Origin of the sequence: Larkinella bovis, assembly GCF_042655385.1 — a bacterium.
Classification (GTDB): domain Bacteria; phylum Bacteroidota; class Bacteroidia; order Cytophagales; family Spirosomataceae; genus Larkinella; species Larkinella bovis.
In genome coordinates this window covers 1,587,061-1,601,871 of the sequence record NZ_JBHSMA010000001.1, presented here as the reverse complement: position 1 = coordinate 1,601,871, position 14,811 = coordinate 1,587,061, and the positions used below count along the sequence as shown (strand labels likewise).

The window sequence follows — 14,811 nt, the reverse complement described above, 5'->3', positions numbered from 1 at the left end:
TTATTCGTTTACAGTTACGGTTTGGCCATTGGTCAGTCCTTCGGTGCCGCTGACGACGACCCGTTCACCTTCACGAAGGCCGCTGCGGACCAGCAGGATTGTTCCGGTGGTGGCACCGGTTTCGATGGATCGAAGGGTAATCTGCTTGTTTTGCAGGACGTAAACGGCGGGTTGCTGGCTGGTGGTGACCAGAGCCGTCCGGGGAATGGCCAGGCCCGACAGTAAGGTGGCATTCGGGAGGGAAACACGGGCCGTCATGCCCACGCGCAGCGGAGTAGCGGGCGAATTGGCAACCCGGATTTCGACCGGAAACTTCCCGGTTTCTCCCCCTTTGAGCCGGATGTAGTGAACGGTGCCGGTTACGGTTTTTCCCGGATACATATCGAAGGCAATGGCAACCGCGCGGCCGGGCCGAAAGAGGTTCAGTTCCGCTTCGGGTACGTCGATTACGAGTTTGATCGCGGATACGTCGGTGATGGTCAGCAGGGGCGAACCGGGCGCGATGAATAGACCCCGTTCGATGTCTTTCCGGGTTACCACTCCGCTAATCGGGGCATACACCACGGCGTCGCGGAGCTGCTTTTTCAGCGTTTGCACCTGCGTTTCGAGGGTCGTGACCTGCAAACGGGCATTTTCTACGTCGGTAGCGGGAAGGTTGTTTTCGCGGTGGAGCGTTTCGTACCGTTTCAGATCGGTTTGGGCTTTCCGCAACTGGGCTCCGGCCTGGGCCAGAGCGATTTCGGTTAGTTCCGTATCGACCGTCACGATGGGCTGGCCTTCGCGCACCGTTTCGTCGAGTTGCGCATTCAGGCTGCGGATGGTGCCCTGCGTGGTGGCGTTCATCTGGACTTCCCGCCAGAACTCGGTTTTGCCGATGTAGGAGGCTGCTTCCGTAAACGTTTGCCGTGCAACGGTTTCGATCGAAACCACGGTGGTCAGCGGTTTTTGGGCTTCCTGAATTTGTTCCTGCTGTTTTTGTCTGTTGCTCATCAACAGCGCAGCCGATGCTCCGATAAGAGCCAGGATAGTGAGAATGACGAATAGCTTTTTCATAGTAGTTGTCGTTTACACGCTGGCGCGCTGGCGGGTGGTAGCCAACGGAGGGCGTGGTCAGTTAAAGTGCGATTGGGAGGTTCCGAAAAGCTCCGCAAAAGTTGCTTCGGGCGGTTACATCATCAATCGTGAATCAGCTGAAACGGAAAAAGCCGCTGGCGAAGCGGCTTTGATCTGCTACAAAAGAACCTCGCTGGTAAATTAAGGACCCGGTTTTAACAGGGGTAAGCGTACGATAAATTGACCGGAAACTTCCTCAATGGTTGGAGCCGATTGACCTAGCATCTGGTATTTTGCCAGGATATTTGTTAAACCAATGCCGTTGGAAAGAACGCGTGATTGTTTTTTTTGAAGATTGTTGCTTACCAAAATACAGGCGGTTTGATTCGTTTTTATTGTAATTTTCAGGGGTTGGTCCACCAGGGCCACATTGTGTTTGACGGCGTTTTCGAGCAGCAGCTGGAGCGTCAGCGGGGGCAACTGATAGCGGGCATAAGTGCTATCGATTTTAACATCCAGTGCCAGTCCGGCGCCGTAGCGGGTTTTGAGGAGGTGGTAATACGACTGAATGAAGGCAAGCTCCGTGTCGAGTTCGGTTAGGTTCTGTTCATTGGCACGAAGCACGTAGCGGTAAACGGAGCTGAGTTCCTCGGCGAACACTTCGGCTTTCTCCGGGTTCTCACTGATCAGGGCGGTGAGCGAGTTCAGGCTGTTGAACAGAAAATGGGGGTTGACCTGCTGCTTCAGGCTGTCGAGTTGCCGCTCCATGTGCAACTTTTTCAGTTCGTATTCCCGCTGTACGCTTTCTTTCCACCGCTGATACGTATAGGCCGATTCGAGAATACCGACCGAAATAATGTTGGTCATGAAGCCCAGCAGCAACGTCCAGCGGAAAACCGTCGGATCGAAACGGTAACCCGGAATAGCCAGCCAGCCGAATACGCCGTAGAGCGAACAGACGAAACCGGCCGTAATCACGATGTAGAAAAGCAGGCAGTAAGCAACGCGACGGACCATCTGGTTGAGCTGGCCGTAGTGGTGACTCATGTACTTCATCCAGGACACCATGATGAAGCCCGCGAGGATATACAGCCCGGTTTCGATCAGTGTGACCGGCAAAAAAATCCCCGGCTCCCGAAAATAAGGTAGCCCCAGAACCAGATAATTCCCGAAAAATAAGGCCGGATAGCACACCAGCATGGAAAACCAATCGATGCGGGTGAACCTAAACCATTCTTTCATAATCATACCAATGCTATTGACAGATTTTTGTAGATTTGAGTACCAGCCTTTTCTCCTGGTCCGTCATGAAACTACCCGCTTATTCCCGATACGACTGGGTTTTACAACTGATTTTTGTTCCGCTTCATATTTGCATTTTAAACTGGTTACTGATTGGCCCGGCTTTCTGGCAGAATGGAAAAACGTTGGGGCTGGCCACGGGAATTACCCTGATCGATACTTTTCTTAACTGGTATTCCAATAACGGCATTGCGCTGAAAGTGAATTCTTTGTATCCGGACCCGCGGCAGTATTTTGCCCGGACGATCCGGTTATTCGTTGCCTGCGCCATTAGCTCGATGCTCCACGTCACGGTTATTTTTTTTGTCTACTGGTTTATCGGCTTACCCGGTTTTGTTCCCCAGGTCACGCAACTGGGGTTGGGTTTGCTGTTTACGACGGTCGTGGCTGCGATTGTCGTGATTACGTACGAAAGTATCCATAGCTTTGAGCACTGGCAGGAGTCGCGCAAAGAAATCGACTCCCTGAGTAAAGCCCAGCTGAAAGCGGAACTGATGCTCCTGCGCCAGCAGGTCAATCCGCATTTTCTGTTCAACAGCCTCAACTCGCTCACCGCCCTGATCAGCGAAAATCCGGAAAAAGCCGAAGTGTTCGCCGAGGAACTTAGCTCCGTCTACCGTTATTTGCTGCGCAGCAACGAAAGTCCGCTGACACCCCTGGCCAGCGAACTGGAGTTCATCGAATCGTACTACCACCTGCTCAAAACCCGCCATGGCGAGGCCCTCAAACTCGAAACCCGGATTCAGCCCGGCACCGAAACCCGGCAGTTGCCTCCCCTGACGCTTCAATTACTGCTCGAAAATGCGGTCAAACACAATATTATTTTACCCGATCAGCCCCTCCGGATTCGGTTAACCACCGATGAAAAAAAACTGGTCGTAAGCAACAACCTGCAACGCAAAACCAGCCGGGTGTTATCGAATGGCGTGGGCCTGAGTAACATTCTGAGCAAGTATCAGGTACTGGGCCAGCCGATGCCAACGGTGGAAGAGGACGAACACGAATTTCGGGTAACCCTGCCCCTGGTTTAGCGTGGCGTAACCAACCATTGCCCTAATGCCGGAATTTTGTAGATTTGAGTACCAGCCTTTAACTGGTCGGCCATGAAAATTCCTGTTTATTCGCGTTACGACTGGGTACTACAGATTATTGTTGTTCCCTTGTATATCAGCATCTTAAACTGGCTGCTGTTGGGCGACGATTATTGGCAGAACCGGACCACGCTGGCGCTGGCAACGATTCTGGCAGTTGTTGACTCGATGCTGAACTGGTACGTCAACAATAGCATTGCGATCCGGATTAATCTCATGCACCCCGATCCGAAGGATTACGTCGTGCGAACCATCCGGCGGTTTCTGGCCTGTACCATCTGCTCCATGCTGCACGTTGGTGTCCTCTTTTTTCTCTACTGGTTTATCGCCCTGCCGGGCTTCGAGCCCGAGATGGGACGACTGGCGCTGGCGATGATTTTTACGACCCTCATTGTCGCCATTGTGGTGATTACGTACGAAAGCATGGATAACTTCGGAAACTGGCAGGAGTCGCGCAAAGAAATCGATACGCTCAGCAAGGCCCAGTTACAAGCCCAGTTGGACACGCTGCGGCAACAGGTTAACCCTCATTTTCTGTTCAACAGCCTGAACTCGCTCACCGCCCTGATCAGCGAAAATCCGGAGAAAGCCGAAGTGTTCGCCGAGGAGTTGAGTTCCGTTTACCGGTATTTGCTGCGCAGCAACGAAAGTCCGCTGACACCTCTGGCCAGCGAACTGGAGTTCATCGAATCATACTACCACCTGCTCAAAACCCGCCACGGCGAGGCCCTCAAACTCGAAACCCGGATCCAGCCCGGCACCGAAATCCGGCAGTTGCCCCCGCTCACCCTGCAGCTGCTGGTGGAAAACGCCGTCAAACACAACATTATTCTGCCTGAACAACCGCTAACGATTGTGCTCACAACCAACGCGCATCAGCATCTGATCGTGAGCAACAACCTGCAACGCAAACCCAGCCGGGTATTCTCCAATGGGGTGGGGCTGAGCAATATTCTGTCAAAGTACCAGATGCTGGGCCAACCGGCACCCACAGTCGAGGAAGATGACCGGGAATTTCGGGTGACGCTGCCGCTGGTGTAAACCGTCCGTTAATGGCCCGGTTTTTCCGCCAGCATCAGCTCCTCGTTTTTCCGGGCAATATCATTTTCCAATTTGGGGACCGTTTTCAGGTATTCATAAATAGCGCCCACTTCGTAATCCGTCAGCATCGGCCGGGGAAACATCGGCTGCCGCAGAATGGAACCGTCGGGCCGCACGCCCATTTTGACCACTTTGATAAACTGTTCTTTCGTGTATTTTTTCGCGATCCCGGTTTTTTCGTCGAACGTCAGGTTGGCCGTTAGAATCGGCGTGCCATCGTCGCTTTTCATTTCAATCCCTCCGCCGTAGTAGCCTTTGCTTTTTTCAGGATGAGCCTTATTCTGGTCGATCAGGTCACCGGAATGGCAACTGTAGCAGTCGCCAATGGCATCGGCGGTGTAACGGCCCAGCGCGACCACATCCGTGCTGTCGGGTAAATTGATCAGTTCGGTTGAGTATGGCAATGGTTTCATCATCGTGTGAGTCAGCAGCTTCGAGACGAAACTTAGCTCCGATTCGGGGGCTTCGATAGCCGCAGGCTGTACCGGGAAGCGGTCGGAACGCAGCCAGGCAACGACCGATTTCAGGTCCTCATCGGCCATGTTCGGGTACTGGGGCATGACCGGGGCAAACGATCCGTCGCGCCGGACCCCGGTTCTCAGGAAATAAATGATTTCGCCGTCGGTCCAGTTACCGATGCCTTTGATCTTATCCTGCGTGATGTTTTTTGAATAGAGTTTGCCAAACAGGGCGGGTACTTCGGCCAGGTGTTTTCCGGTCAGCCGGTTTTGGTTGTCGGCATGGCAGGCCATGCACTGAATTTGCCCGATGACCTCGCCCCGGGCTATCCGGGCGGGTGTAATCTCAACGTTAGCTTCCGGAATGGTGGGGGCCTCGTAGGTGGGGACGCCAACGATTGCAACGTAAGCGCAGAAACCGGCCACAAGGAGCAGAATAAAGCCTAAACCCAGACCGATAAATTTGAAAACCTTTTTCATTGTCGTGCGAGAAAGAAATAGTGCAGAAACCGTTTGTTCGAATTGATGGGAACAAAGTTGCTACGGCTGGCCCCTCAACCCAACGCCCAATCGATTGAACCGGAACAACTTGGACATGAAGTGTCATCCGCACGGGTAAGAGATGCAAAACCATGTAGTTCTGCGAATTCCTTCCGATCTTTATAGACGTATTACTGATTGACCCGTTCGTACGCTATGCCACTGGCCCATCTCTCGCAGGATGTCATTTTGAAGCAGATTATCGAGTCGACCCCCGCGCCGAAAATTGCGTTTGACTACACCGATGATCCGGCCAGAAACCGGGTTTATCTGGCGCTTCTGGAAAGCATTGTCTCGCAGCAGATTTCGACCAAAGCCGCAAATTCCATCTTTGCCCGGTTTCTGGCCCTTTTTCCCGATGGCTACCCTTACCCGGAGCAACTCATTGCCAAATCGCCGGAGGAACTGCGATCGGCCGGTTTGTCAGGCCAGAAGTCGATTTATCTGCAAAGCGTGGCCGCCTTTGCGCTGGAAAATCCGATGGACAACGCCTTTTTCAGCGGGATGTCGGACGAGGAAATCGTGCAGTATCTGTTGCCGATCAAAGGCGTGGGACGCTGGACGGTCGAAATGTTGCTGATGTTCGTGCTCGACCGACCCGATGTGTTTCCGATCGATGACCTGGTGATCCGGCAAAAAATGGTGAAAGCTTACGGCCTGACCGAAACCGGCCGGGCGCTCTACAAACGCCTGCACGAAATCGCCGACCGCTGGCGTCCCCACCGAACCCTGGCGTCGAGGTATCTCTGGCGGTGGAAACCGGATGGGTGATCTGGATGTTTCCGGATGCTGGATACTGGATGATAGATGCTGGATATTGGATGCTGGATGGTTCTGGATGCTGGATTTTAGATTTAAGGGAGTGGGTGTTTGGCGCTGTATGTTAGGTGATTAGGCGTTCATCAGATCAAACCGCATACTTCATCCAGCATCCAGTATCCAGAACCATCCAGCATTTAATATTTTGTAATTTCCGGGCTGACTTCGAGGATTTCGGAGGAAAGGTCGCCGGAAGGGCTGACCTGCCAGCGTTCGGCGATGACGGTCTGGTTGGTCTGGTCGATGTACTGAATGTCGATGGCTGGCCCGTTGAACGTTAAGAGTGCGAACCCGTTGAAGCCCACATCGCGTCGGCGGATGCGTTCCCGGACCCGCTGATCGTAGAAGAGGAGCTGCCCCAAATGGCCCCGGTTGGGAGCATTGGTTTCGACGGGCATCCCACCGTGTCCGACGCAGCGGCCCCAGGCCTGAATGCCATCCTGAAAACCGTATTTGTTGTAAAAGGAAAGACGGTGCTCGTGGCCCCAGAACCACAGAACCGGTCGGTCGGCGGCTCCGAAGGCGGTTTTCAACTGGCGACCCACCACCGGATGATCGTCGCGGAAGGAAGAAAAATAGGGGTGATGACTCAGGAAAATAATACCGCGCTGGTCATTCGGGTCCTGGAGCCGGACGACTTCGGTCAGCCAGTTGACGTGCTCCTCGCGCAGGTTGCAATCCGGTTTGAACAACACTTCCAGTAAAGGCCGGTTTGTTGAGTTGTAACCCGTATCGAGTCCGATAATGCGCCAGTGTTCGTTTTCCAGACAGAAAAAACCGGCCTGTTGCGTGGCAATGCCCTTTCCCTTGCGAATCTTCATCGCGGGCAGCAGTTTTTTGAAGAAAGCCGTGCCGTTGGAATACATCTCGTGGTTGCCCGACAAGGCCAGACTACCGTGTTTGCCAAAATGCCAGGACGCATCGGGATCGGTAAAGTTCGTCGCCACCTCTTCCGGCGTTCCGACAAAGTACACATCGCCGAGGTGAATCGTGTAATCCGGATCGCGGTCGCGGATTAAACCGCCGATCAGGTCGGATTCGGGCGTATCGGTTGCCCAGTCCGAAACCAGCGCCACCGTGACGGTTTCCGAAAACGTGTGCATGGGGTAAATGCCGTCGTCACCGTTTCGCGGATAAAACTGGTATTTAGCTTTCGGACCAAACCGGCTTTTGAGGTAATGATAGGCAAAGCCGAACAGGTTGGTGGCAAAAAAGGCGGCCACCTTGTTGGCCGCGGTTCCTTCTTTCAGTCGTTTTTCGTAAAGGGCCACCTGGGTTTTGAGGTGGTTTTCGACCTCGGAATGCCCCAGATCAACGTACTGCTCCGGTTCTCTTTTTTCGGATTTCATCGGGTTAAATACAGCCAGGTGTGAACGATAGATACGGACAGTAGGGCGATCGGAAGGTCTGTCATAGCGGTTTTGGGGTGAATAGTAAGTTACAAATGTACTACTTCCAGGATCAGGGCGGCCTCGGCATGGAGCAGAATCTGTAATCCGTCGGGTCGGACGGCGATGGCTTTGGGCTGTAGCTGAAACTTCGGAATGTCGATTCGGGCTTTTCGGCCCGCTTTTCCTTTCGAAAACGCTTTTTCGATCCGGTGGGGCAGCAGCGTCAGGTGTTCCTGCAGCGGAATGCGCAGGGCCGATTGCAGGGTATCTTTCAGCGTATCATGCAGCAACCAGTCGGCCACTTTCGCCAGCGATTGCTCGGTATGGATGTCGTAGTCGATGTTCTGCATCACCAGTTCGCTCCGGGTGCTGTCGAAAACCGGGCGACCCCGAAAATACAGCGTGCCCCCAATGGCCCCGGCAATATCCGTCTGAACGATCAGGGCGTGGTCGCTGCCGAAAACCGTCACCTTTTTGATGTCAACCAGGTGATTGATGATGTCGAATTTTCGGCCGGTGACGTACGTGTTCAAAAGCGTACTCATCTGACCATACGGAATCCGGCTGAGCAGATTCAGGTGCGACATCATGGGCAGGGTGGTCACTTTTTCCAGCCGGGGCAATCGGGTATTGATCGCATAAACCGGCTTGGGGCCAAATGCCGACTCGATGGTCAGCCGGAGCCGCATGGGAATTACGATCGAGGTGGGGTTGCCGCGAATCGGCCCGACCTGAATGGCTGTCGGGCGGGGCCGTAGCCAGACCTGCTGAAACGCCCGGTTAATCAGAATCGGTTTTTGAATATCCCGCCAGACGGTGGCCAGCTCGCGGTCGAGCCGCAGTTCGTTATAAACCGCCCGGTCGATAGCGGCTTCGATGCCGTTTTCGCGTTTTTGCAGAATCCGGTCGGCCAGTTTGGCGACGGGAATATCGATGCCCAGAATCCGGATTTCCGGTCGGGTAATCCAGCGGTAATGCTCCAGTTCGACCTTGGTTTGCATCCGCCAGTCGTCGCGGACGGTCAGGGGGCTGCGAAACCGGACTTCGAGGGCGCTATACACCCGGTTGGTGGTGTCTTTCGGATTCTTCCCCAGCCGCAGCGGATTGCTGATCCAGATGCGGAGCGATGCGCCAAAGGTTAGCCGGTTTCCATCATACGCCAGCTTGACCGGTCCCGAACGTTCAATATGGAGGTACAACGGTCGGGTGATCCCGTTCTTCAGTTCGGCATTTTTGACCAGTACGGTCCCCAGCGCCCGATTGATTTTTTCTTCCAGTTCCGCAATTTCAAACGTAACCGGTGAGCTGATGTAGGAACTGTCGGCCTTCAGGGAATCGTCGAAATTCCGGGCAACGGGCGGTTCGGGCGTAACCCGTTTGCAGGAGAAAGAGCCCACCAGCACAAGGGCCAGGAAGGCAGTATATATGAATAAAGAGGGGAGCCGGTCGGGTGTGCTGTCATCCGTTATCATGTCGGGCCAGGAAAACTTGGTACCGACTAGTTAACTGGTAAGTGCCCTGATTTGTTAATTGACGGCGTTTTGACGTCGGTCGCACAGCCGCATCCCTTCGCACAACCGGCTTCTTTCCGGGCAAAACTTTTCCATCCCCGCCAGCCCAGATAAGCCAGCGCAGCCAGAAATAGCAGACCGATGAGAAGCTCTTGCATAAGGAGTGATGAATTAAGAAAGATGAGTTAAGAGTTGTGACGGGGCTGCCCGGCGGTTAGCTCCGCAGGAACAGCATGCGTCCGCCAACTCATAACTCTTCATTCATCACTCATAACTCCTAATTAAACCCATTGGTTCCGGAGGGCAAGCTGGTAGGCGTGTTGGTAGTGGTGTTCACAGTGCCAGGCGTAGTTGGCGAGGACTTCGGAGAGTGTAAACTCTTTTTGGCTTTCCGGGTGAAAATACGTCCGCTGAAGTTGTTCGTCGGTCAGCGGGTCCAGCACCGCCACCCAACGCTGGTGCAGGTTGCTGAGGATCACCAGCGAGGGCGCAATGGAAAGCCGGGAATCGGGCAGTTTGGCCCATTCGGTTTCGTCGTACGGTTTGATGGTCGGCACGGTTTCGGTCAGGGCGAGTTTGGTCCGGATGTAGGCATTCATGTGGCTGTCGGCGACGTGGTGCACGAGTTGCCGGACGGTCCAGCCGCCGGGACGATAGGGGGTGTCGAGTCGGTTGTCGCCCCATTTGCCCACCAGTTCGGTCAGGTTATGCGGGAAAACCGCAATGGCCGCAATGTGTTCCTGCGTTTGTTCGAACGTGTAGCTGTTGCCGGATGAAAACCGGCCGATGGGGTACTGAAGCGCTTCAAGGTCTGCCATGACGTCACTTGTTTAGAATTCGTTGTAAGCCACTTTTCAGCCGACGAACCGGAGCCAAAACCGGAGCCAGCCGGTGCGAAAGTTCCTGGCCGAACTGATGCAGCCGTAAATCCGTCCCCTGATAGAATTGGTGGATGTATCGTTTGCTCAGTCCCTGAAAGTGGAGGGTATTAAAGATACAGGTTTCTTTTAAAATCCGGTTGTAACCGACGTACTGCAACGCTTCCGACTGCACCTTCTTCAGCCCATGAATATCCTGATCGTATTCGTTTTCAGCGTAGTTATGCGGAATGCTGATATTGAGGTCGAAAACCTCTTTCAGGCGCTGCCCGGAAGAGGCTAAGGGGGGCAGCAGGTTGATGACCCGCCCGGGATGATCAAGGGCGTAGAGGTACAGCAGTGCCATATCAGATACCCCGCCCGCTAGCCGGTTTTTCCCGTGATACTGCCATTTCTCCTCCAGGCGGGCCTGATCGGTGGTCGTCCGGTACGTGGACAACAGGTAATCGCAAAAATCGGAAAGCCCTTGGCGGGTCCAGTACGACGAATGGCCCGATGCTAACCAGCTGTACGAATTTGGCGTTTGATGGCCAACCAGGCAATAGGCGGCCTGCTGGCCGGCCGACCGCTGCGACCAGGGAGTATAGTGGCCTACGTTCTTGTAAATCATGACGTCCGAGTCCGCCACAAATACTTCATCCAACTGCCGTTCTTCCATAAAAGCCAGCACGTGAAACCAGCGAATGAAGCAAAGCAGTTCATACCAGTACGGGTTGGTGGACCGATGGACGTAAATCCGGGTAAACTCATCGGCTCTGGCAGGATTCAGGGCGCTGATCTTGCGGTGTTGGGCAAACGGGAAGCGGTTTTGGTTCGCATCGTCACCGAGCAGGAAAACCGCCGACTCCGGATTTGCCAGCTTGCCTTGCCGCAGACTATATTCCAGGTACGACTGATAACCGGTGTGGATGAAAACGATGGGAAGCATGAACGTAGGAATTTCAGTTTTCGGCAGGCGGTTTTCGGGTGACGTAGATCGGTACTAAACCAACATGATCCCTAGAACCCAACGCTTTAAGCCGAAAACCGGAGACTGGCTTTTAGTGAACAGACGAAACCGGCAGCGGTCCTTCGTTGTTCCAGTATTCTTCGATGATGGCGAGGAGTTCGGGCTGCATGGCGCATCCGGCCAGCACATCGCCCCGAAACAGGAATTCGTCGCCACCCTGGAAATCAGTGACGATACCGCCCGCTTCCTGCACCAGCAACACCCCGGCGGCCATGTCCCAACAATTGAGGTTAAATTCGTAATAGGCTTCAAACCGGCCACTGGCGACGTAAGCCAGGTCAATGGCGGCCGAACCCATCCGGCGGATGCCGTGGGTACGCTGGATCAGGGTCGCAAATATTTTCAGATACCGGTCAATGCGGTCGAGAATTCGGTACGGAAAACCGGTGGCTACCATGCTTTCGCCCAGGGTGGTGGCAGGGGAGACACTGATGGACTCGGGGGTTCCGCCGGTTCGTGAATACCAGGCGCCCCCGCCAGCCGTGGCCGAGTAGCATTCGTCGCGGGTAATATCGTAGACGACGCCGGCCAGGGGCATTTTGCCTTTGGCCAGCCCGATGCTGACCGAAAAAACCGGTAATCCGTGCACAAAATTGGCGGTCCCATCGAGCGGGTCGATGATCCAGTTGAGGCCGTGTTGGTTGGCCGTCTGGCCAATGGTTCCTTCTTCCGTAATAAAACCGGCTTCAGGTAACAGTTGATGAAGCGCATCGACGATCTGCTTTTCCGCTTCCTTGTCGACGTACGAAACCAGGTTGTTAACGTCTTTATATTCAATCTTTTCGCGCGAAAACAGCAGTCGTTCCTGACGGATAAAAGCACCCACGGTCCGGGCGATGTCGTCGATTTGCTGACTGATTTGCGCTAGATGGAGATCACGATTGGGCATAGGTTGGCTGTTCAGTTTGAGTGGCTGCAAAGCGGTACTGGTAGAACGCGCGGTACAGTAAGGTTAACAAAAAGAAATTAAAACCGTAGAGATAATCCTGCGCAAACGCGTATAAAAAGAAAGCGACGAGGCCGATCATCGTTAGTAAAAAATAGGTCCGGATCGCCTGCCGACTGCCCCGACCGGTGACCCAGAATACCAGCGGAACATGCAACGGCATCAGGAACAACACCGCCGGATTCCAGGTCGTGACGCCGTGGTCGGTGAAGAACCACAGAAACACAAGGAACCAGCCCCAGACGCCCGAGAAACCGAACAGCCAGCGATCGAGCCAGACACCCCGCGACTGCTGTTTCTGCTGACGCCGGGTAATCAGAAAAACCACGACCAGCAAAGCCGCAAACACAAAATCCGGGGACAGCAAATAGGTCAGAAAGGCATTGCTTTCTTCCACGGTCACGGCCCGGAACAGAAACTGGCTGCTGGAAACCAGCGGAGTTGTGCCACCGTCGGCGGTTTTGAGTTGCGCCCGTTCCGCTTCGATAAACACGTTGTCGGGCAGATACATGGCCTCCCAGGACGATGTTTTCTCGTCGGCCGGGTAACCAATACCGAGGTTCATGCCCATACGCGCCCAGGGTTGCCGGGTCAGGTAGTCGTTCATCCAGTCGCGGTAAGACCGGGTGGAGTCAACGACATTCGGGAACCGCAGGCTGTCGGCGCAGGCCCGGGCAATCATGTCGCGCGGACGCGTGGCACAGTTGTCGTAATAGAATTTGTACCGATACTCCCGGTTTTCGGGTAAGGCGTTGGTTTCCAGGAGTGTGAATAGCCGTTGTCGCTGGGCTGCCGAGAGGTTCAGAACCTGTTCTTTCACGCTCCGGTTTTCCAGTTGGGAGCCGTACACCATACGTGGCATTTCGTACACCGACAGAATGTACGGCAGTGTACCGCGCAGGAATTTGATGTAAAAATTACCGGTTCGGAAATCGAACGTTCCGTAATTATAAACCCGGTCGATGCCGTACAGAGGGTCACTGATCCAGATGGCTGTGTGACCGAACGAAGAATACAGGTCATCGCCCGGAGCCACCGTAATGAGGCTGGCTTTGCTCTGCGGAGAAAGGGTCTGGGAAAACGACGAATGAAGGAAAGGAGAGAGGAAGGATAGAAAAACCGTAAAAATGGCACCCTGAAAAGAGAAGATTCCTCCTTTCGTCCGTTTTTTCTTCCCTTTTTTTTCTTTATTTCCCCTGAACAACAATGACGATTTCACCTTTGATCGTTTTTTCGGCAAAGTACGCAATTATTTCCTGGATTGAACCGCGAACCGTTTCTTCAAATAATTTGGTGAGTTCGCGCGAGACGCTGGCCGGCCGCTCGGGGCCAAATACCTCACTAAACTGTGTCAGGGTTTTCAGCAGCCGGTGGGGGGATTCGTAGAAAATCATCGTGCGCTCCTCGTTGGTCAGTTCGGTCAGCCGGGTCTGGCGGCCTTTTTTGTGGGGCAGAAATCCCTCGAAGGTAAAGCGGTCGGCGGGCAAGCCTGAGTTGACCAGCGCGGGCACGAAGGCCGTGGCACCGGGCAGGCATTCGACCGGAATCTCGTTTTTCAGGCATTCGCGCACGAGCAGAAAACCAGGGTCCGAGATGGCGGGCGTTCCGGCGTCCGACACCAGCGCCAGGGTTTTGCCGGTTTTGAGTTGCGCAATAAGGCGCTGTACGGTCTGGTGTTCATTGAAAATGTGGTAGCTATGGAGCGGTTTACTGATTTCGAGGTGTTTCAGCAGAATGCCCGAGGTCCGGGTGTCTTCCGCCAGAATCCCGTCGACCGATTTCAGCACATTCACCGCTCGCAGCGTGATATCGTCTAAGTTACCAATGGGGGTGGGTACGAGGTAAAGTTTCATGGTTGTGCAGTGAGTGAATGTGCGAATGAGTGAAAGAGTGAATTGCGTTGTCGATTATACAGACAGGCAGAGCTATTCACTCTTTCGCTCTTTCACCCTTTCGCAATTTTATCAATCGCCCGGGCGAGGGCGTGGTCTTTCTCCGTCACCGTGTTGCCCGCGTCGTGGGTACTGAGCCGGAAAGAGACCCGGTTGTATGTATTGGTCCACTCGGGGTGGTGGTTCATTTTTTCGGCGATGAGGGCCACGCGGGTCATGAACCCGAAGGCTTCGCTGAAGTCCCGAAACACGAAGGTTCGGGTGAGCTGGTTGTTTTCGTCTGTCCACATAACCGTACAACGGGATGCTTTCCGGATTGTTTGTGTGGGGGCAAGTTAGGGGTTTGGAACGAAAAAATCGGGATTATTACGGGGAGAGGGTTGACAAAATTAAAAAACCGTCTTACTTTTGCAGCCACATACGTGACCAAAGAGGAATGGCGGAGTGGTCGATCGCGGCAGTCTTGAAAACTGTTGACTGTAACAGGTCCGGGGGTTCGAATCCCTCTTCCTCTGCAAGATTTATAAATAACCTGCTCATTCGAGCAGGTTATTTTGTTTAAGTGTACTCCCTCTGCAAAAACCCCGAAAACGCGCTGTTTTCGGGGTTTTTCATTTAAAATGTATCTAGGTTTAACTGACAGCAAAAGGTTAACTATCTGATATTTAGGGTGTTGATCTGTATTTTGTGCAATAGTTGTACTTGATGACCCTATTTGCTTTCTAAGAAGGTCGTTTCTTGGGTGTTTTTAGGCTATCGAATAGTAATGTTAATCTCGGATTAGTTATAAAAAGAAAGCCTAGTCGTATGACTAGGCTTT

The 14,811-nt window shown here is 53.7% G+C and carries 15 protein-coding genes and 1 tRNA gene; 4 read left to right on the top strand and 12 right to left on the bottom strand.

All coding sequences use genetic code 11. The annotated features are described in order from the left end of the window. Together ACFPMF_RS06650 and ACFPMF_RS06645 are read right to left on the bottom strand one after the other, a co-directional pair. A complete protein-coding gene (locus ACFPMF_RS06650; protein ID WP_379842417.1) occupies window positions 1-1,053 on the bottom strand; it encodes an efflux RND transporter periplasmic adaptor subunit in 1,053 nt (350 codons plus the stop codon). A gap of 201 nt (window positions 1,054-1,254) precedes the next feature. After that, window positions 1,255-2,301, bottom strand: coding sequence for a sensor histidine kinase (locus ACFPMF_RS06645; protein WP_379842415.1), 1,047 nt, complete (start codon window positions 2,299-2,301; stop codon window positions 1,255-1,257). 59 nt (window positions 2,302-2,360) lie between these two features. Between ACFPMF_RS06645 and ACFPMF_RS06640 the strand changes: the two genes are divergently transcribed. Both ACFPMF_RS06640 and ACFPMF_RS06635 read left to right on the top strand, forming a co-directional pair. Next, window positions 2,361-3,386, top strand: coding sequence for a sensor histidine kinase (locus ACFPMF_RS06640; RefSeq protein WP_379842412.1), 1,026 nt, complete (start codon window positions 2,361-2,363; stop codon window positions 3,384-3,386). 72 nt (window positions 3,387-3,458) lie between these two features. Beyond that, the gene (locus ACFPMF_RS06635) at window positions 3,459-4,487 is read left to right on the top strand and encodes a sensor histidine kinase (protein ID WP_379842409.1); all 1,029 of its coding nucleotides are present in this window, start codon (window positions 3,459-3,461) and stop codon (window positions 4,485-4,487) included. Window positions 4,488-4,495: 8 nt separating this feature from the next. Here the strand turns inward: ACFPMF_RS06635 and ACFPMF_RS06630 are convergent, their stop codons facing one another. Then, window positions 4,496-5,485 carry a c-type cytochrome gene (locus ACFPMF_RS06630; RefSeq protein WP_379842405.1) on the bottom strand — a complete coding sequence of 330 codons (990 nt, stop codon included), beginning with the start codon at window positions 5,483-5,485 and terminating at the stop codon, window positions 4,496-4,498. Window positions 5,486-5,701: 216 nt separating this feature from the next. On the opposite strand from ACFPMF_RS06630, the gene ACFPMF_RS06625 reads away from it, so the two are divergent. Further along, window positions 5,702-6,316, top strand: a complete 615-nt coding sequence (locus ACFPMF_RS06625; protein WP_379842402.1) for a DNA-3-methyladenine glycosylase family protein — start codon at window positions 5,702-5,704, stop codon at window positions 6,314-6,316. Between the two features lie 185 nt (window positions 6,317-6,501). Here the strand turns inward: ACFPMF_RS06625 and ACFPMF_RS06620 are convergent, their stop codons facing one another. The 9 genes from ACFPMF_RS06620 to ACFPMF_RS06580 form a co-directional block, all read right to left on the bottom strand. Then, window positions 6,502-7,713, bottom strand: coding sequence for a metallophosphoesterase family protein (locus ACFPMF_RS06620; protein ID WP_379842399.1), 1,212 nt, complete (start codon window positions 7,711-7,713; stop codon window positions 6,502-6,504). A gap of 89 nt (window positions 7,714-7,802) precedes the next feature. Next, window positions 7,803-9,227 carry a DUF4403 family protein gene (locus ACFPMF_RS06615; RefSeq protein ID WP_379842397.1) on the bottom strand — a complete coding sequence of 475 codons (1,425 nt, stop codon included), beginning with the start codon at window positions 9,225-9,227 and terminating at the stop codon, window positions 7,803-7,805. A 26-nt stretch (window positions 9,228-9,253) separates the two neighbouring features. Further along, entirely contained in the window at window positions 9,254-9,424 is a 171-nt protein-coding gene (locus tag ACFPMF_RS06610; protein ID WP_379842394.1) for a FeoB-associated Cys-rich membrane protein, read from the bottom strand. A gap of 123 nt (window positions 9,425-9,547) precedes the next feature. Next, entirely contained in the window at window positions 9,548-10,084 is a 537-nt protein-coding gene (locus ACFPMF_RS06605; RefSeq protein WP_379842391.1) for a YfiT family bacillithiol transferase, read from the bottom strand. Window positions 10,085-10,088: 4 nt separating this feature from the next. Then, a complete protein-coding gene (locus tag ACFPMF_RS06600; RefSeq protein ID WP_379842389.1) occupies window positions 10,089-11,072 on the bottom strand; it encodes a hypothetical protein in 984 nt (327 codons plus the stop codon). 112 nt (window positions 11,073-11,184) lie between these two features. After that, complete coding sequence (locus ACFPMF_RS06595) at window positions 11,185-12,042, bottom strand: inositol monophosphatase family protein (RefSeq protein ID WP_379842386.1); 858 nt, start codon at window positions 12,040-12,042, stop codon at window positions 11,185-11,187. Beyond that, on the bottom strand, window positions 12,029-13,318 hold the full coding sequence (locus ACFPMF_RS06590; protein WP_379842383.1) for a lipoprotein N-acyltransferase Lnb domain-containing protein: 1,290 nt from the start codon (window positions 13,316-13,318) through the stop codon (window positions 12,029-12,031). The genes ACFPMF_RS06595 and ACFPMF_RS06590 overlap by 14 nt, the downstream gene beginning before the upstream one ends. Next, the gene (gene rsmI, locus ACFPMF_RS06585; RefSeq protein ID WP_379842380.1) at window positions 13,287-13,952 is read right to left on the bottom strand and encodes a 16S rRNA (cytidine(1402)-2'-O)-methyltransferase; all 666 of its coding nucleotides are present in this window, start codon (window positions 13,950-13,952) and stop codon (window positions 13,287-13,289) included. The genes ACFPMF_RS06590 and rsmI overlap by 32 nt, the downstream gene beginning before the upstream one ends. Window positions 13,953-14,044: 92 nt before the next feature. Next, window positions 14,045-14,308 carry a 4a-hydroxytetrahydrobiopterin dehydratase gene (locus tag ACFPMF_RS06580; protein WP_379842750.1) on the bottom strand — a complete coding sequence of 88 codons (264 nt, stop codon included), beginning with the start codon at window positions 14,306-14,308 and terminating at the stop codon, window positions 14,045-14,047. A gap of 113 nt (window positions 14,309-14,421) precedes the next feature. Here ACFPMF_RS06580 and ACFPMF_RS06575 point away from each other — a divergent pair. Beyond that, window positions 14,422-14,506, top strand: a tRNA-Ser gene (locus ACFPMF_RS06575). Window positions 14,507-14,811: the final 305 nt, after the last annotated feature.